This is a genomic window from Streptomyces sp. NBC_01255 (assembly GCF_036226445.1).
Classification (GTDB): domain Bacteria; phylum Actinomycetota; class Actinomycetes; order Streptomycetales; family Streptomycetaceae; genus Streptomyces.
This window is the reverse complement of the sequence record NZ_CP108474.1, coordinates 1,930,860-1,948,689: the sequence shown is the minus strand read 5'-3', so window position 1 is coordinate 1,948,689 and position 17,830 is coordinate 1,930,860. Positions and strand designations below refer to the sequence as shown.

Here is a 17,830-nt window from a genome sequence, read left to right as displayed (position 1 = left end):
GCCATGACGCCAGAGCGCCCCGACGTTGTTCCACATCGGGGCGCTCAGAGGACCGGGCGGTCGGTTTTGTTAACGGAGGGTGTACGCGAGACTAGAACTCCTCACGGCGTCTCAGGCTCGTGTCGTACTCCTCGGCCAGCTGCCGGGCGCGACCCTCGGTCATGTCGAGGCTCGTCAGCAGGGCGGGGGTGCAGATGCTCGGCAGGAGGTACCGGAGCAGCACCGAGACCCGGTGTGTCAGGTCGTTGCGATCGCGCAGGATCTGGGACATCGTCTGGATGCCGGCGTACGCGCCCGAGAAGAGCTCGGCCGTGTCCGAGACGTCCACGTGGACGAGGATCTCCCCCCTGGCCTTCGCGACCGTCAGGATCTCCGACACCTGGTCGATCCACGCTCTGAAGGGCGCCGCCCGGTCGACTCCGGTGGCACCACTGTCCAGGGCCAGTGCGACGCTGGCCCGCACGAGCGGGTCACGCTGCAGCCGGTGAGCGAGCAGGAAGGCCTGGTCCGCGAGCTCCTGGAGCTTGATGGGCTGCGGGGTCAGCGGCTCGTCGAGCATCTGGGCGTCGAGTACGCCGAGGGCGAGATCTTCCTTGGAAGCAAAGTGGAAATACAACGCTCCCTTGGTCACCCCGGCGCGCACCAGGATCTCCCCGATGGTCGTCCGTTCGTAGCCGCGCTCAGCGAAGACCGTGGCGGCCGACTCCAGAATCGCCCGCCGGGTCTTGATTGCACGCGCTTGCTGCGCCAAGGCGCCTCCTGCTGTCTCGCTGTCTGTGCTCACCGTGTGACGTGAAGCATTGAAAAGAAAACCGGGCTGTACGTATTCTATGTTGGGCGGACACACCGCCCAGGGGCGTGGGACGCAAGGGGGATCCATGGATCAGAACTGTCGAGGAGCTACGACGCAGGTCCCCGGGGAGTTCGTTCACCGAGCCGACCCAGCGGACATCTTCCCCACGGGCTGGACGCAGTTGACGGAGAACCGGTTCTCCATATCCGCCCGCTGGCCTGCCACGCATCCCTTCTTCTCTCCCGTCTCAGGGGACCGGCACGACCCCGTGCTGGTGGCCGAGACGATACGCCAGGCCACCATGCTCGTCGCTCATGCCGAGCTGGGGGTACCCGTGGACGACCAGTTCGTCATGTGGGGCCTCCATTACGCCGCCGACCCCGAGGCGCTCGCCGTGGACGGCCTCTCCTCGGACGTCACCGTGGACCTCGTCTGCTCCGACCTGACCCGTCGCGGCGGCAGCATCCGGAACCTGCGCACCACCGTGGTGCTCACCCGCGACGGCCGCCACCTCGCCACCGGCAGCGCCCTGGCCCGCTGCACGTCGGCCCTGGCGTACCGCCGGATCCGCGGCGACCGCATGGCCGCCCTCGGCAGACCGGTCCCGCTCATACCGGGCCTGGCCCCGCACCTGGTCGGCCGTGAGAACGCCAAGGACGTCGTCCTGGCCCCGGGCACCAGGCCCGGCCAGTGGCAGCTGCGGATCAACACCCAGCACACCACCCTCTTCCGCCGCCCGAACGACCACGTACCGGGCATGGTGCTCCTTGAGGCCGCCCGCCAGGCGGCGACCATGACGACCGGGAGCCGCGCCTTCCTGCCCACCGTCATGGACGCCTCCTTCTCGCGCTACGCCGAGCTCGACAGCCCGTGCTGGATCGAGACGGAGGTCGTCCCCGCCTCCGCCTCCTCGGTCACCACGGTCCGTGTCCTCGGCCGGCAGGACGGCAACGAGGTGTTCCAGTGCACGCTCACCTCCCCGTCACGCGACCTGGCGGTCGCCGGCGGCGGCCTCGGCAGCCGCCTGGCCGGTTGAACCGGACAGGACCCATGGGGCCTCGCATTCTGATCACCGGCACGACCGGGTTCATCGGCGGCCGGGTCGCGGCGCTGGCCGCGGCGCGACCGGAGCCCGGCCACCTTCGGCTGCTCGCACGCCGCCCGCTGCCGCCGCCCGCCCCCGCGACGGGGGAGCGCGACGGAGGGCCGGTGGCCGAGACCGTCACCGGTGACCTCCGGGACGCCGCCTCGCTGCGCCGGGCCTGCGAGGGCGTCGACGTGCTGATCCACTGCGCCTCGGCGATCGGCGGGGACGAGGAGCTGGCCCGCAGCGTCAACGACGAGGGCACCCGGACCCTCGTCGACGCGGCCGTGCGCGCCGGCGTGACCCGGATCGTCGCCCTGAGCACCGCCTCCGTCCACGGCCGCGGCCCCTTCCGGGCGGCCGCCCCCGGCACGCTGCCGTTGGCCCCCGGCTCGGCGACCAGCCGTACCCGGGCGGCGGGCGAGAGGCACGTCCTGGACGCGGGCGGGGCCGTCCTGCGCCCCCACCTCGTGTACGGAACGGGCGACCGGCAGCTGATCCCCGGCCTGGTCCGGCTGCTCGCGGCGCTGCCCGGCCCGCTCGACGCCGGTGCCTCGCTGCACTCCCTGATCGACGTGGAGAGCCTGGCGGGCGCCCTGCTCGGCGCGGCGCTCTCGCCGCGTACCGAGGCGGGTCCGTACTACGTGAACCATCCCGAGCCGGTGCCGGTGGCGGACCTCCTCGCGCCCTGCGAGGAGCTCCTGGCAGGACGGGCGGGGCGGGCGGGGCGGTCCCGGGCGGCGGCGGTGGACCTCGCGGAGGCCCACGAGCTGCTCGCCGGGCATCCCTTCGGCCGGCATCACCTCGCCATGCTCGCCACCGACCACTGGTTCGCCGACGGCCGTCCCTGGGCGGAGCTCGGCTGTGACCCGGGGCCGGGTTTCACGGCCGGGTTCGCGGCCCACGCGCCCTGGTACCGGAATCTGCTCGACCCTTCCTGAACCTGAACTGCACCTGCACCTGCACCTGCACCGAAAGAAGGCACCACCGACATGTCCGCGTTGGCCGGCAGGACCGCGATCGTCACGGGCGCGAGCCGCGGCATCGGAAGAGGCATCGCCGAGCGGCTGGCCAGGGACGGAGCCCTCGTCGCCGTGCACTACGGCAGCAACGGCGACGCCGCACGCGAGACGGTGAAGGCCATCGAGGAGCAGGGCGGGCGGGCCTTCGCCTTCCGCGCGGAGCTCGAAGCGCCGGACGTCGTGGACACCTTCTACGCGGCGCTGGACGCCGGTCTCGTGGAGTGCGGCGCGGAGCCCGGGTTCGACATCCTCGTGAACAACGCGGGTGCCAGCGGCTCCGGCCGCATCCACGAACTGACCCCCGAGGTCTTCGACCGGCTGTTCGCGATCAACGTGAAGGCGCCGCTGTTCCTGATCCAGCGGGGCCTCGGCCGGCTGCGCGACGGCGGCCGGATCGTCAACGTCTCCTCGGCGGCGACGCGGATCGCCTTCCCCGACTCCGTCACCTACGCGATGACGAAGGGCGCCGTCGACACGATGACGCTCGCCCTCGCCAAGGAGCTGGGGCCCCGGGGGATCACGGTCAACGCCGTGGCCCCCGGCTTCGTCGCGACGGACATGAACGCGCGACGCAGGGCGACCCCCGAGGCGAGCGCCGCCCTCGCCGCCTACTCGGTCTTCAACCGGCTCGGGACACCGGCCGACATCGCGGACATCGTCGCGTTCCTCGTCTCCGACGACGCCCGCTGGATCACCGGCCAGTACGTGGACGCCACGGGAGGAAGCGCACTCTGAGCCACGGTCAGCCGACCGGGTCGAGCGAGCGGGTGATCACGGCCGCGGTGCCCGCCGGTTCCAGCTCCGCGAGGGCCTCCGGGGCCGTCAGCGTCGGCAGCAGGGTGCGCCACAGACCGGTGATGGTCTGAGGGGAGAGCCACTCGCCGGTGTCCTGGCACAGGGTCACCAGGCCGACGGTGGCGGCGACGATCGTGCGGGCGAGGTCCTGCTGCCGCCCGACACCGGCGGCGAGGAGGCCTTCGTCGGCCGCCTCCGCGAGCCGTTGCTGTACGCAGCTCTGCCATTCCTGGCGCAGATTGAGCTCCGTGCGGGAGTCGTTCGCGCAGCTGAGCCGGAAGCCCGCCCGTACGACGATGTCCTCGCGGAACAGGCGGGCGAGCGCGTGTGTGGTGTCCGCGAGGTTCTGCAGGGCGTTCGACCGGTGGCGGTACGCGATCCGGGCGGTCCGCCGCAGCGTCGTGCAGGCCGCGCCCTCGACGGCCTCGGCGATCGCCGCCTTGTTCTCGAAGTGGAAGTGGAGCGCCCCGGGGCTGACGCCGGCTCCCACGCTGATCGCGGACAGTGTGGCCAGGGCGTAGCCGTGCAGGTCGAACTCTCCTGCCGCCGACCTGATCAGCGCGTCGCGGGTCCGTGTGCCCCGCTCTTGTTTGGTCACCAACGGCTCCAGTAGCACCATGCGTCGCAGCGGTACGGAATTGCGCCCCGTCGCGCCGTACCACCCGACGACCTCAAACCGACTGATTGGTATTCTACGAGCTTTCGCCGCGATCCAGGGGCGCTTCGGTGTTGTCGGATTTACCTACCCATGGAGGGCGTCGGCATGCGCCTCCGACGGGGCCCGGGGTGTGTTCCAGGCCGGGGGAGGGAGTAGGAGGGGCCGCAAACAAACCGATCAGAAGGTTTGTCGGTGCGAGCGGTAGGCAGCTGTCGCTTCAGTGCTCGGGCAGTCCCAGCGGGACCCGGCCCTCGGCCCGCCCCTGCTCGTCCAGGAGCCAGCCCATGCGTTTACGGGACAGCAGCGACACCGTCCGGTCCCGCACCGCGAGCGCCGGGAAACGCTCCGCGAGCAGCGCCTCGAAGGGGTCCACGGCGCCGAGGCCGTGCAGCCAGACCAGGACGAGCAGGTTGTACGGCCCGCTCACCGACACGCACATCCGCACCTGTTCGAGCCGGGCCAGCGCGTTCCCCGTCTGTTCGAGGAGGCCGTGCGGCACGGATGCCCGGTAGACCACCATCGTGGACAGGCCCGCCAGCGGGTGCGCCAGATCGCAGCGCAGCGAGATGTCCCCGTCGCGGATCATCCGCTGGAGCCTGCGCCGCGCCGTGTGCTCGCTCATCCCCGTCCGCGCGCCGAGCTCCGCGTACCCGAGCCGCCCGTCACCGCCGAGCGCGCCGAGGAGCGCCTGGTCCTGCGGGCCGGGCCGCTCGTGGAGGTGCGTGCTGTACGAACGGGGGTGCGGGCCGTGCGCTCCGCCGAGACCGGCCCGCTCCGCCGGGTTCATCGCCCGCATCCGCCAGTCGCGCCCCTCCCCGAACAGCGTGATGCCCAGCCTCGTACGGGTCGAGCGCACCCCGCGCAGGCCGCCGATCCCGCCGTGGACCGCGCGCCCCAGGGACGGCAGGTCGGGGGCGGCGACGGAGAGGAAGAGATCGAAGTCCCCGGCCGTCTCGTCGACGCTGAACACCCACGGCAGCGCCGTCACCGCCGCGCTCACCCGGTCGAAGGCCCGGGGCCGGCACCGCACCTCGACGTAGGCGACCGTCGCCGTCTTGGCGGCGTCGTACGCGGTGACCCAGGCGAGACCGCCGGCCCGGAGCCGCTCGAAGCGGCGGGCCGCCGTCGTCGCGTCCACGCCGAGCGCCCGCCCGATCCGGGTCCACGGCGCGCGGGGGGCGGCCTGGAGCGCGTCGACCAGTGCGAGATCCAGCTCGGAGAACGCCGTGGCGGAACCCTCGGTGCGGGAATCCGGTGGAGGAAGGCCTGGACCGAGGGTTTCCGGCAGTTCACCGGGGTTCGCGCTCATGGACCGGATCGTAGGGGCACTTCGGGCCGACGACCAGTTTCGGCCACCGGTGAGAGGAGTACCGTGCCTGCTCCGACCCTTCCCGCACCCTCGGCGGCGCCGCCCGCGCACCGCAGAACCGTCCGGATCACGGTCGTCCTGCTCTTCGCGGCCTGGCTGGTCGACTACGCCGACCGGCTCGTGATCAACCTCGTGCTGCCGTCCATCGGCGCGGAGTTCCACCTCGACCGCACCCAGCAGGGGCTCGTCGTCTCCGCGTTCTTCCTCGCCTACGCCCTCTGCCAGATCCCCGGCGGCATGCTCGCCGACCGGTTCGGCGGCCGGCGGGTGACCCTCTGCGCCCTGCTGGCCTGGTCGGTCTTCACCGCCCTCACCGGCTTCGCCTGGTCCTTCGCCGTGCTCCTCGCCCTGCGCTTCGCCTTCGGCGTCGCCGAGGGCGTCTTCCCGCCCGCCGCCATGAAGGTCCTGGTCGAGCGCACCCGGCCCGAGGAGCGCATGGGCGCCAACGGCGCGGTGATGAGCTCCAACGCGATCGCCGCCGTCATCACCCCGCTGGCCGTCGCCCCGCTCGTCGCCGTCTTCGGCTGGCGCTCGGCCTTCTGGTCCACCGCCGCCCTCGGCCTCGTCGCCCTCGTGGCCGTACGCCTCTGGCTCCCGGCCCCCCTGCCCCGTACGGACGGCACCACCCCGTCCGAGGAGGCCGCGGCCCGGCCTCCGCTCCGCGAGGTCCTGCGCAAGGGCGTCCTGTGGCGGTTCTCCCTCATGATGTTCGGCTACAGCACGATCGTCTGGGGCCTCAACACCTGGGTCCCCACGTACCTCGGCGAGGAGCACGGGGTCTCCCTCGCCGCGGCCGGGGCCCTCGTCGCGATCCCGGCGCTCGGGGCCGCCGCCGCCACCGTCCTCGGCGGCCGGCTCTCCGACCGGCTCGGCGGCCACCACCGCAAGATCATCGTCCCCGGCATGGGCGTCTCCGCCGTCGCCCTGCTCCTCATGGCGAACACGCCCTCCCTCACCGGCTTCGTCGTCTTCGGCACCCTCGCCGTCTTCGCCGCGTCCCTCGCCTACATGCCGATCTTCGCCGTCCCCATGTCCGGCCTCACCCCGGAGTACGTGGGGGTGGGCAGCGCCGTGATCATCGTCGGCGGCCAGATCGCCGGCATCATCGCCCCGCCCGTCATGGGCGCCCTCGCCGACGCCTTCTCCTTCCAGGTCGCCTTCGGCTTCCTCGTCCTCGGCGCGGTGATCGCCGCCGTCATGGCGTGCCTGACCCCGCAGGACGCCACCGCCTTCCGCGCCGCGGCCGACCGCGCCCCCCGTCACCCGAGCCCCGCAAAGGAATCCGCATGACCACCGAAGCCACCCGAGCAGCCGTGGCCCCGCTCCTCGCCGGGCTCGACGAACGGCTCCCCGGGCTCCTCGCCCTCTACGAGGACCTGCACGCCCACCCCGAGCTCTCCTTCCAGGAGTTCCGCACGGCCGGTGTCGCCGCCGAGCGGCTGCGCGCCCAGGGCTGGGAGGTGACCGAGGGCGTCGGCGGCACCGGAGTGGTCGGCGTCCTCGCCAACGGCCCCGGCCCCGTCGTCCTGCTCCGCGCCGACATGGACGCCCTGCCCGTCAAGGAGGAGACCGGACTGCCGTACGCCTCCACCGCCACGGGCACCGACCCGGACGGCAACGAGGTCCCCGTCATGCACGCCTGCGGGCACGACATGCACGTCACCTGCCTCCTCGGCGCCACCGACCGGCTCGCCGCGCACCGCGACACCTGGAGCGGCACCGTCGTCGCCGTCTTCCAGCCCGCGGAGGAGGTCGGCGGTGCGCCCGCCATGATCGAGGACGGCTTCCTCGACCGCTTCCCCCGCGCCGAGATCTGCCTCGGCCAGCACGTCGCCCCGGCACCTGTCGGCTTCCTCGGCACCCGGCCCGGCCCCGTCATGGCCGCGTCCGACAGCCTCCGCGTGACCCTCTTCGGTCGCGGCGGCCACGGCTCGAGCCCCGAGACGGCCGTCGACCCGGTGGTGATGGCCGCCGCCGTCGTCATGCGCCTCCAGACCGTGGTCTCCCGGGAGATCGGCGCCTCGCAGACCGCGGTCGTCACCGTCGGCTCGCTGCACGCCGGGACGAAGGAGAACATCATCCCGGACACCGCCGAGCTGCGGATCAACATCCGCTCGACCACCCCGGCCGTACGGGACCGGATCCTGGCCGCCGTCACCCGCATCGTCCGCGCGGAGGCCGCCGCCTCGGGCGCCCCCAAGGAACCGGAGATCGTCCCCTTCAATTCCTTCCCGGTCACCGTCAACGACGGGCCCGCGACCGCCCTCGTCCAGTCCGCCCTCACCGAGGCCTTCGGCGAGGGCAGGGTCTTCACCCTCCCCCAGGTCATCACCGGCAGCGAGGACTTCGGAGTCTTCGGCACCGCGCTCGGAGTCCCCTCCGTCTTCTGGCACTTCGGCGGCGCCGACCCCGCCCTGTACGCGGGCATCGCCCCCGACTCCCTCCTGGAGAACGGCCTCCCCGACACCGTCCCCGCCAACCACTCGCCCCACTTCGCCCCCGTACCCGGGCCGACGATCCCCATCGGCGTGACCGCGCTGCTCGCCGCGGCCGCCCACTGGCTGCGGAAGGAGACCCCCGGTGCCTGAGCCCGACGCCACCCCCGACCTCGCGCCCACCGCCGACCTGGTGCCCGCCCCCGACCTCGCGCCCACCGCCGACCTCGTGTTCATCGGCGGGCCCGTCCTCACCATGGACCCCGCCCGTCCCCGCGCCGAGGCCCTCGCCGTCCGCGACGGGCGCATCACCGCCGTCGGCACCCGCGATGAGATCCTCCGGCAGCGCGGCCGGACGACCGAGGTCGTCGACCTCGCCGGCCGGGCCCTGCTGCCCGGCTTCGTCGAGGCCCACGGCCACCCGGTCATGGTCGCCCTCGCCGTCGCCCCGCCCGCCGTGGACGTCCGGCCGTTCACCGTGCCCACCGGCGCGGGGGTCCTCGACCGGATCCGGGCCGCCGTGACCGCCGCCGGGCCCGGCGAACCGGTCTGCGCCTACGGTGTCGACCCGCTGCTCCAGCGTGACCTGACGCCCCCGACCCGGGCGGAGCTCGACGCGCTCCGCCCCGACGCCCCGCTCGTCGTCGTCGCGAACAGCGGCCACGCCGCCTGGGCCAACTCGGCCGCCCTGCGCGCCGCCGGCATCACCCGGGACACCCCCGACCCGGCCGGCGCCCGCTTCCTGCGCGACGCGCACGGCGAACCCACCGGCGAGGCCCACGAAGGGGGCGCCGTCGAGGCCCTGTTGTGGGTGGTGGCAGGGGACCGGCTGAAGCCCGACCGGCTCGCCGCCGCGCTCGACTGGGCCTACACCGAACACGCCCGCGTCGGCATCACCACCGTCGCCGACCTGGCCACCGAGCCGCGTCTCCTCCCGGCGCTGCGCGCCGCGGCGGAGCGCCCCGGCGCCGCCGTCCGAGTCCGCTCGTACCTCATCGGCACCCCCGAACTCGCCGCCGATCCGGACCGCCGGTTCCCCGGACACGCCCCCGCCGAGGAGCTGTTCGGCATCTCCGGGATGAAACTGTGGGCGGAGGGCACGGCCTGGGAGGGCACGGTCGCGACCAGCTTCCCCTATCTGGACAGCGCCGCCACCCGGGCGATGGGGCCGGGCCGCTGCAACCACGCCCCGATGAACTACACCCCCGACCAACTCGCCGCACTGGCAGGTGCGTTCACTGCACAGGGCTATCCGATGGCCTGCCACGTCCACGGCGACGTCACCTTCGAAGCCGTCCTCGACGCCTACGCCCGCGCCGCCGCGGCCGACCCCGAGGCCTTCCGCGCGCTGCGCCCCCGCATGGAACACTGCGGCGCGGTCACCGCCGCGCAGTACCGCCGCGCCGCCGAACTCGGCGCCACCGTCAGCCTGTTCATGGACCACGTCCGCTGGTGGGGCGACGTCCTCGCGGACGACCTCTTCGGCCAGGACGTCGCCGACCGCTGGATGGCGGTCCGCTCGGCCTGGGACGCGGGCCATCGGGTCTCGCTCCACAACGACGGCGTGTGCTCGCCGACCGACCCGCTGGCCTCGGTCGCGACCGCCCTCACCCGTCGCACCCCCGCGAGCGGCCGGGTCCACGGCACGACGGAACGGCTCACCCTCGACGAGGCCCTGCTCGCGGTCACCGCCCACCCCGCGTGGCAGCTCCACCTCGACGAAGAGCTCGGCACCCTGCGCCCCGGACTCCGCGCCGACCTCGCGATCCTCGCCCAAGACCCGTACACCGTCCCGCCGGAACGCCTCCCGGAGGAGGCCGCGGTCACCGCGACGTATCTGGGCGGGCGGCTCACCTGGAGCGGGTGACGGGACGGGCCGGGCGTCCGTCCGTACGGGGACGGGCGGGCCTGTCACCGTGGATAAAGTGGGGCCACGATGACACGTTTCCGCGAGAGCGTCCGGTCTCTCCTGCGCGAGCAAGTGCTCGACGCCGCCTACCGCGTCGTCGCCGCCGAGGGCTGGGGCGGGCTGCGCATGACCGCCATCGCGCGGGCCGCCGGGATCAGCCGCCAGACGCTCTACAACGAGTTCGGCTCGAAGGACGCCATCGGCAACGCCCTGGTCCGGCGCGAGCTGGACGGCTTCCTGCGCGGCATCCAGCGCGAACTCGACGCCCACCGGGGCGAACTGGAGGCCGCGGCCGCCGCCGGGGTCGGCTACACCCTTCAGCAGGCCGCGGACAACCCGCTGATCAAGGGGGTCCTGGTGGCCGAGCGGGGCGGCGAGGGCGCTCTCCTCGCCTCGACGGCGATGGTCGACGCGTATGCGATCGAGACGTGGCCCGATGTGGACGAGGAGTCGCGGCGTCTCGCGGTCGAGACGATCCTGCGGCTCACGGTCAGCCACATCGTCCGGCCCGTGGCCTCCCCGGAGGAGTCGGCGCGGCGCATCGCCCGGATCACGGCGCGGACCGCGTACCCCGGCGGCTGCTGAGGCGCCGCCCGGCCGGGCGCGGGAACCGGGCGGCGGGGCCGTCCGACTGACTCGGCGGGACGGACCGCCGGGAACGACGGTCCGGATCGGCCATCGCGTGCGGCTGTCCCCTTCGTCCGTCCACGATCCGGGGAGAGTCATGAACCGCCGCAACCTGCTCCGTGCCACCTCCGCCCTCGGTGCCGCCTCCGCCGTCGCGGGCGTCGCCGCGGGACCCGCCGAAGCCGCCACGGGACCCGCCCGCACCGGAGCCGCCGCAGAGAAGCCCTTACGCGTCCAGCTCGTCCTCTTCGACGGCGTCGAGGAGCTCGACTTCGCCGCGCCCTACGAGGTGCTCTCGGCCGCCGGATTCTTCACCGACCGCCCGGTGGAGGTCCGTTACGTCGCCACCTCCGGCCCCGGTACCTTCACCGCCGCCTACGGGACGAAGCTCCGCGTCGAGCACCCCTGGGCCCCGCACAGGGCCGACCTGCTCGTCGTGCCCGGCGGCGGCTACGCGCGCCGCGACAGCCCCGGCGTGTGGGCCGAGATCGACAAGGGCGTCCTGCCCCGTGCCCTCGCGGCGGCGGTCCGGCCGGGGCTCACCGTCAGCGCCCTGTGCACGGGCGTGATGCTTCTCGCGGCGGCCGGGCTCACCCGGGGCCGCCCCTGCACCACCCACCACAAGGCCCGGCCCGATCTGGAGCGGCAGGGCGGCGTCCTGAAGAGGGCCCGGGTGGTCGACGACGGCGACCTGGTGACCGCCGGCGGCGTCACGTCCGGTCTGGAGCTCGCCCTCTGGCTGGTCCGCCGCGAGCTGGGCCCGGACGCGGCGAACGGTCTGGAGGCGATGCTCGAGTACGAGGCCCGCGGCACGGTATGGACCCGGGACTGATCGGCGGGCCCCAGGAGGTGCCGTGAAGTCGGCGAGGCCCGGTGACGGACACGGGGGATCTCCGGCACCGGGCCTCTGTTGAAGATTCTACGAGATCGTGGAGGGTGGCCGCACATCGGGGCCGTCCAGGTCACCCGGCACCCGCGTCAAGAACGCGTACGGACCCGGGGGCGCGGCGTCAAGACGGCGGGAAGACGACGGGCAAGGGGTTCCTGGTCACTCCGGAACGGCCGCACGCTGAGCGGACCGGCGGGGACGTCCCGAAACGACGTCCCCGCCACGTCCCACCACGTCCCGCCACGAATGAGGATCCAGACACATGGCCGTCCTGACCACCGAGAACGGTGTCGCGCCCGCCGCTGAGGAACCCCCGGATACCGGTGATCGCCACAAGCTGACCGCCCTGACGGGGCTCGCCGCGCTCTCGCTCGACGCGATGGCGTCCGTGGCCTACGGCCCCGAGGCGATCGTCCTGGTCCTCGCGGCCGCCGGCGGCTACGGGCTCGGCTTCACGCTTCCCGTCACCCTCGCCATCGCCGGCCTGCTGGCCGTCCTCGTGGCCTCGTACCGGCAGGTCATCGCCGCCTTCCCGGACGGCGGCGGCTCGTACGCGGTCGCCAAGGCGCACCTCGGCCGCCGCACCAGCCTGGTCGCCGCGGGCTCCCTGGTCCTCGACTACGTCCTGAACGTGGCCGTCGCCGTCACGGCCGGCGTCGCCGCCCTGACCTCCGCCTTCCCCGGCCTCCACGACGACCGGCTGGGGATCTGCCTTGCCGTCCTCGTCCTGATCACGGCCGTCAACATGCGCGGGATCGTCGACTCCGCCCGGGCGTTCATCGCCCCCACCGCCGTGTTCATCGGCGCGATCCTCGTCCTGATCGTCGTCGGCCTCTTCCGTGACGGCCCGGTCTCCACGGCCGCGTCCGCCGGCCACGCCTCCGCGCTCGCCGCCGACGCCACCACGGTCGGCGCCCTGCTCCTCCTGAAGGCCTTCGCCTCCGGCTGCTCCGCCCTCACCGGCGTCGAGGCCATCGCCAACGCCGTCCCGTCGTTCCGCACCCCCGCCGCCAAGCGGGCGATGCGCGCGGAGGTCGCGCTCGGCGCGCTCCTCGGCGTGATGCTGATCGGCCTCTCCGTACTGATCTCCCGCTTCGGTCTCCAGCCGGTCGAGGGCGTCACCGTCCTCGCCCAGCTGGCCGACGCCTCCCTCGGCCACAACTGGGCCTTCTACGTCGTCCAGTTCGCCACCATGGTGCTGCTCGCGCTCTCCGCGAACACCTCCTTCGGCGGCCTGCCCGTCCTGCTGAAACTGCTGGCCCGCGACAACTACCTGCCGCACGTCTTCGGCCTGAAGGCCGACCGCCAGGTCCACCGCCACGGCGTCGTCTGGCTCGCGGTGGTCTCGGCCGCCCTGCTCGTCTTCTCCGGCGGCGACACCAACACCCTCGTCCCGCTCTTCGCGATCGGCGTCTTCGTCGGCTTCACCCTCGCGCAGACCGGCATGGTCCTGCACTGGCGGGCGACCCGTCAGTGGGGCAGGGCCGCGCTCAACGGGCTCGGCGCCGTCCTCACCGGCGTCTCCGCGATCGTCGTCACCGCCACCAAGTTCCACGACGGGGCCTGGCTGATCGTGATCGCCCTCCCGGTCCTGGTCCTCGCTTTCGAGGCCGTCCACCGCGCCTACGGCCGGATCGGCGAGCGGCTCGGCGTCGGCCGCGTCCCCGAGCCGCCGCACCGCGCGCGCTCCCTCGTCCTGGTCCCGGTCTCGTCCCTGAACCGCCTCACCAGCGAGGCGCTGACCGCCGCGGTCTCCCTCGGCGACGAGGTCCGGGCGGTCACCGTCTGCCACCCGGACCCGGAGGACCGGGCCCTGACCGAAGCCCTGGAGCGCGACTGGGCCCTGTGGAACCCGGGCGTCCCCCTCGTCCGGCTCCCCTCGGAGCGCCGCACGCTCGGGCGCCCGATCACCGCGTACGTCCACGGCCTCCGGGAGGCCGAACCCGACACCCGGATCACCGTCCTGATCCCGGAGGCCGAACCGGAACGGCTCTGGCAGCGGCCTCTCCAGAACCGCCGGGGCGCGCTCGTCGCCCGGGCCGTCCGCCGCGACACGGACGCCGTCGTCTGCCGCCTCCGTTTCACGGTGTAGGGAACACCCACGACGGTCTCCCGCGACGGTCTCCCATGGCGGTCTCCCATGACGGGCGAAGTGCGGGCCGACGGGGTAGATCTCCCCTGAGAGGCACTTCGCCGGTGACGACAGGGAGGCCGCCGTGGAAGGCAGAAGCAAAGGGTTCGTGCAGTCCTTCAACCGTCTCGGCGGGTACGGCTTCGTCGTCCCGGTGGATTCCGAGGAACAGGTGTACTTCAGCGCCGCGGACATCGAGGGAGAGCTGCAGACGGTCTCCGAGGGCCAGCAGGTCACCTTCGTCCTCGTCCTCGGCGACGGCCGCTTCGAGGCGAAGGAGCTGCGCCTCTGACCTGCGGGGTGTCTTGCCGATCAGGCCGGGCTCGCGGCCGGAGGTGCGACGGGTCCCCGGTGGTACTGTGCCGAGGCCAGTCGCACCTTTGCGCTCACCCGAACGGGCGAGCGTACGGGTCAGGGAATCCGGTGGGAAACCGGAGCTGACGCGCAGCGGTGAGGGCGACGGGCGGAGCATCGGCCACTGGGCGGCGGAACAGGCCCGGGAAGGCGCCCCGTCCGGATGACCCCGAGTCCGAAGACCTGCTGGCGGCCCCGGCGTCACGCCGTCGACCGGGGAGCACCGTACGACAGGCTCCGCGTATGAGCCGTGGACGCAGAGGAATGCTCCGTGCCGCTCGCACACCCCGTCCGTTCCGCCGCGCTGTTTCTCGCCGGCACCCTGACCCTGCTCGTGACCGCGACGGGCTGTGGCGGCGGACCCGCCACGACGCCGTCGGCGAAGAGCTCAGCCGGTGGCTCGGGCTCCGGCTACCCCGTGACTCTCGACAACTGCAGTGAGCGCGTACGGATCGACCGCCCGCCCCGGCGGGCCGTCGCGCTCGACCAGGGAGCCGCCGAGATCCTGCTCTCCCTCGGCCTGGCCGACCGGATGGTCGGCACCGGAACGTGGACCGACCCCGTCCTCAAGGGGCTTGAGGCGCAGAACGCGAAGGTGCCGCGCCTCGCCGACCGTTACCCCTCCTTCGAGAAGGTGCTCGACACCGAACCCGACTTCGCCGCCGCCTCGTTCGCGTACACCCTCGGGAAGGGCGGCGTCGCGCCCCGCGAGCAGTTCGCGAAGCTCGGCGTCCCCACCTACGTCTCGCCGACCGACTGTGCCGACAAGGACAACAGCGGCGACGGCGACGGTGTCCGCACCCGGCCGCTCACGATGGAGACCGTCCACGGCGAGATCCGGGACCTGGCCCGGGTGTTCGGAGTGCCGGAGCGAGGCGAGAAGCTCGTCGCCGAGCTCAGGGGCCGGGTGGCGAAGGCCGCTTCGGCGGGCGACTTCAAGGACGTCTCCGTCCTCTACTGGTTCGCCAACGCCGAGTCCCCCTACATGGCGGGCTGTTGCGGCGCCCCCGGCATCGTGACCCGCGCGCTCGGCGCGAAGAACGTCTTCGACGACACGCGCGAGGAGTGGCCCCAGATCAACTGGGAGACCGTCGCGGACCGCGACCCGGACGTGCTCGTCATCGGCGATCTGACCCGCCGTTCCCAGTCGGCGGAGAGCGCCGCGAAGAAGATCGCGTTCCTGGAGTCCGACCCGGTCACGAGGAACATGACGGCGGTGAGGAAGAAGCGGTACGTGCTGCTCAGCGGCCAGGCGATGAACCCCACGATCCGTACCGTCGAAGGCGTCGAGAAGGTGGCGGCCGCGCTCCGCTCGTACGGGCTCGCCAAGTGACCCTCACCCGCCCCGCCCGCCCCGCCGCGCCCCGTCCTCCCGGTTCCCGGCCTCCCACCCGGTCGACCACGGTGCGGCGCGGCGGCCGGGCACTGGCGTGGGCCGTGGCGGGGCTCGCCGTCCTCTGCGCGTCGGTCGCCGCGGCGATCACCATCGGGCCGGCGGACATCCGCGTCGGCGAGGTGTGGTCCGTCGTCGTCGCCCATCTGACCGGGGGCGCCTCGGACCTGTCCCCGATCCGGGACGGGATCGTCTGGAACCTGCGCCTGCCCCGCACCCTCCTCGCGGCCGTGTGCGGCGCCGGACTCGCCGTGTGCGGGGCGGTGATGCAGTCGCTCCTGCGCAACCCGCTCGCCGATCCCTTCGTCCTCGGCGTCTCCTCGGGGGCCTCGACCGGCGCCGTCCTGGTCGTCGTCCTCGGCGTCGGCGGGGGAGTCGTCTCCGTCACCGGCGGCGCGTTCCTCGGGGCGGTCTGCTCCTTCGCGCTCGTGCTGCTGCTCAGCCACACCCTCGGCGGTTCGCCGGACCGCGTGGTCCTCGCCGGGGTCGCGGCGATGCAGCTCTTCTCCGCGCTGACCTCCTTCGTCGTCATGACGGCCGCGGACGCGGAGACCACCCGCGGCGTGCTGTTCTGGCTGCTCGGCTCGCTCGGCGGGGTCGGCTGGGACGAGGTGCGGGTGTGCTCAGCGGTGCTCGTGGCGGCCCTGCTGATCTGCGGCGGGTACGCGCGGACGCTGGACGCCTTCGCCTTCGGCGAGGACGCCGCCGCGTCGCTGGGCGTCGCCGTCACCCGCGCCCGGACGGTCCTCCTGTGCGTCACCGCCCTCCTGACGGCCGCGCTGGTCTCCGCGGCCGGCGCGATCGGCTTCGTCGGTCTCGTCCTGCCGCACGCGGCCCGCGCGCTCGTCGGCCCCGGGCACGCCCGGCTGCTGCCGGTCACGGCGCTCACCGGAGCGGTCTTCCTCGTCTGGGCGGACACCCTCGCCCGTACGGTGCTCGATCCCCAGGAGGTCCCGGTGGGCGTGGTGACCTCGCTGATCGGCGTACCGGCCTTCGTCCTCGTCCTCTACCGCACGAGGGGTACGCGATGACCGCGGAGGCGGGCACGGCCACGGGGCTCCGCGCCGACCGGGTCTCGCGCACCGTCGGCGGCAGCCCCGTCCTCGACGGTGTCAGCCTCGCCCCGCGTCCCGGCACCGTCACCGGCCTGCTCGGTCCCAACGGCTCGGGGAAGTCGACGCTCCTGCGCCTCCTCGCCGGCGTCCTCGCCCCCGACAGCGGCGTCGTCACCCTCGACGGCGATCCCCTCGACGGCCTCGGCCGCCGCACGGTCGCGCGGCGCCTCGCCGCGGTCGAGCAGCAGGCCGACACCCAGGTCGACCTGACCGTCCTCGACGCCGTCCGGCTGGGCCGCGTCCCGCACCGGAGGGCCTGGACCCCCGCGTCGGCGTCGGACGAGGCCGCCGTCCGCTCCGCCCTCGCCCGCACCGGCCTCGCCGACAAGGCCCACCGCTCCTGGCGGACGCTCTCGGGCGGCGAACGCCAGCGGGTCCAGATCGCCCGCGCCCTCGCCCAGGAACCGCGCGAACTCCTCCTCGACGAACCCACCAACCACCTCGACATCCAGCACCAGCTCGACCTCCTGACCCTGGTCGCCGGGCTCCGCCTGACCGCCGTCGTCGCCCTGCACGACCTGAACCTCGCGGCGATGTACTGCGACCGGCTCGTCGTTCTCGCGGAGGGCCGGGTGGTGGCCCGCGGCACCCCGGACGAGGTCCTGACGGAGGAGCTCATCGCCGAGGTGTACCGGGTACGCGCCACGGTGACCCGGCCGACGCCCGGAGGCCACCCGCACATCCGCTTCCTGGGCACGCTCCCGGCTCCCGCCGGAGATTGAGCCGGGGACGCCTCTGCCTACGATGGCCCCATGTCCGAGCGCGCAGATCCGGCAGACGCCGCAGGCCCCGACGACCCCACGACGGATCCGGCGGCGGATGCCGAGGCGGCCGCCGTGTCACGTCCGCGTCCGCACGAGCGGACCCCGGGAGCGCGGGAACTCGCCGCGGCGGCGGAGGTGTTCGCGCTCCTCGCCGACCCCACCCGGCTCCACCTGCTGTGGCTGCTCACCCGCGGAGAGGCCGACGTCAGCGCCCTGACCGAGGCGTGCGGGGCCGCGCGCCCGGCCGTCAGCCAGCACCTGGCCAAGCTGCGACTCGGCGGCCTCGTGCAGTCCAGCAAGGACGGGCGGCGGGTCGTGTACGCGATGCCCGACGGGCACCTGAAGCGGCTGGTCGTCGAGGCGATCAGCCGCGCCGACCACGTGGTGAGCGGCGAACCCTGGCACGACTGAGCCCACCTGGCGTCAACGTGTGCGCACCTATGCACATATCGGCTACGGTGAAGAGGTCCGCCGACCGCCCTGGCCGACCGG

Annotated in this window: 17 protein-coding genes and 1 riboswitch; of the genes, 14 read left to right on the top strand and 3 right to left on the bottom strand. The window is 73.4% G+C overall.

Translation table 11 applies throughout. From position 1 onward, the window contains the following. Positions 1–91: 91 nt before the first annotated feature. Positions 92–751, bottom strand: coding sequence for a ScbR family autoregulator-binding transcription factor (locus tag OG357_RS08410; protein ID WP_329620560.1), 660 nt, complete (start codon positions 749–751; stop codon positions 92–94). A gap of 79 nt (positions 752–830) precedes the next feature. Here OG357_RS08410 and OG357_RS08405 point away from each other — a divergent pair, with 79 nt between their 5' ends. The 3 genes from OG357_RS08405 to OG357_RS08395 are packed head-to-tail and all read left to right on the top strand — an operon-like array spanning position 831 to position 3,634. Beyond that, complete coding sequence (locus tag OG357_RS08405; protein WP_329620559.1) at positions 831–1,829, top strand: ScbA/BarX family gamma-butyrolactone biosynthesis protein; 999 nt, start codon at positions 831–833, stop codon at positions 1,827–1,829. Between the two features lie 14 nt (positions 1,830–1,843). Then, positions 1,844–2,818, top strand: a complete 975-nt coding sequence (locus tag OG357_RS08400) for an NAD-dependent epimerase/dehydratase family protein (RefSeq protein ID WP_329620558.1) — start codon at positions 1,844–1,846, stop codon at positions 2,816–2,818. Positions 2,819–2,869: 51 nt separating this feature from the next. Further along, positions 2,870–3,634: an SDR family oxidoreductase gene (locus OG357_RS08395; protein ID WP_329620557.1), complete on the top strand. Its 765-nt coding sequence runs from the start codon at positions 2,870–2,872 to the stop codon at positions 3,632–3,634. A 7-nt stretch (positions 3,635–3,641) separates the two neighbouring features. On the opposite strand, the gene OG357_RS08390 is transcribed toward OG357_RS08395, so the two are convergent. Both OG357_RS08390 and OG357_RS08385 read right to left on the bottom strand, forming a co-directional pair. Further along, positions 3,642–4,292, bottom strand: coding sequence for a ScbR family autoregulator-binding transcription factor (locus tag OG357_RS08390; protein WP_329620556.1), 651 nt, complete (start codon positions 4,290–4,292; stop codon positions 3,642–3,644). Between the two features lie 277 nt (positions 4,293–4,569). After that, positions 4,570–5,661: an Lrp/AsnC family transcriptional regulator gene (locus tag OG357_RS08385; protein WP_329620555.1), complete on the bottom strand. Its 1,092-nt coding sequence runs from the start codon at positions 5,659–5,661 to the stop codon at positions 4,570–4,572. A gap of 63 nt (positions 5,662–5,724) precedes the next feature. Between OG357_RS08385 and OG357_RS08380 the strand changes: the two genes are divergently transcribed. From OG357_RS08380 to OG357_RS08330, 11 genes are all read left to right on the top strand, one after another. Beyond that, positions 5,725–7,011 (top strand): MFS transporter, encoded by a 1,287-nt coding sequence (locus tag OG357_RS08380; RefSeq protein WP_329620554.1) that lies wholly within the window; start codon positions 5,725–5,727, stop codon positions 7,009–7,011. Beyond that, positions 7,008–8,309 (top strand): amidohydrolase, encoded by a 1,302-nt coding sequence (locus OG357_RS08375; RefSeq protein WP_329620553.1) that lies wholly within the window; start codon positions 7,008–7,010, stop codon positions 8,307–8,309. The genes OG357_RS08380 and OG357_RS08375 overlap by 4 nt, the downstream gene beginning before the upstream one ends. Then, on the top strand, positions 8,302–10,023 hold the full coding sequence (locus OG357_RS08370) for an amidohydrolase (RefSeq protein WP_329620552.1): 1,722 nt from the start codon (positions 8,302–8,304) through the stop codon (positions 10,021–10,023). The genes OG357_RS08375 and OG357_RS08370 overlap by 8 nt, the downstream gene beginning before the upstream one ends. A 69-nt stretch (positions 10,024–10,092) precedes the next feature. Then, on the top strand, positions 10,093–10,650 hold the full coding sequence (locus OG357_RS08365) for a TetR/AcrR family transcriptional regulator (protein WP_329620551.1): 558 nt from the start codon (positions 10,093–10,095) through the stop codon (positions 10,648–10,650). A gap of 139 nt (positions 10,651–10,789) precedes the next feature. Next, positions 10,790–11,524: a DJ-1/PfpI family protein gene (locus OG357_RS08360; protein WP_329620550.1), complete on the top strand. Its 735-nt coding sequence runs from the start codon at positions 10,790–10,792 to the stop codon at positions 11,522–11,524. A gap of 319 nt (positions 11,525–11,843) precedes the next feature. Further along, the gene (locus OG357_RS08355) at positions 11,844–13,673 is read left to right on the top strand and encodes an APC family permease (protein ID WP_329620549.1); all 1,830 of its coding nucleotides are present in this window, start codon (positions 11,844–11,846) and stop codon (positions 13,671–13,673) included. 124 nt (positions 13,674–13,797) lie between these two features. After that, positions 13,798–14,004 carry a cold-shock protein gene (locus OG357_RS08350; protein WP_329620548.1) on the top strand — a complete coding sequence of 69 codons (207 nt, stop codon included), beginning with the start codon at positions 13,798–13,800 and terminating at the stop codon, positions 14,002–14,004. Positions 14,005–14,064: 60 nt separating this feature from the next. Next, positions 14,065–14,271: riboswitch (cobalamin riboswitch) on the top strand. 66 nt (positions 14,272–14,337) lie between these two features. After that, a complete protein-coding gene (locus tag OG357_RS08345) occupies positions 14,338–15,399 on the top strand; it encodes an ABC transporter substrate-binding protein (RefSeq protein WP_329620547.1) in 1,062 nt (353 codons plus the stop codon). Then, complete coding sequence (locus tag OG357_RS08340; RefSeq protein WP_443066643.1) at positions 15,396–16,490, top strand: FecCD family ABC transporter permease; 1,095 nt, start codon at positions 15,396–15,398, stop codon at positions 16,488–16,490. Before OG357_RS08345 ends, OG357_RS08340 begins: the two co-directional genes overlap by 4 nt. Then, positions 16,487–17,296 (top strand): ABC transporter ATP-binding protein, encoded by an 810-nt coding sequence (locus OG357_RS08335; protein ID WP_329620546.1) that lies wholly within the window; start codon positions 16,487–16,489, stop codon positions 17,294–17,296. The genes OG357_RS08340 and OG357_RS08335 overlap by 4 nt, the downstream gene beginning before the upstream one ends. Positions 17,297–17,326: 30 nt before the next feature. Further along, the gene (locus OG357_RS08330; protein ID WP_329620545.1) at positions 17,327–17,749 is read left to right on the top strand and encodes an ArsR/SmtB family transcription factor; all 423 of its coding nucleotides are present in this window, start codon (positions 17,327–17,329) and stop codon (positions 17,747–17,749) included. Positions 17,750–17,830 lie beyond the last annotated feature (81 nt).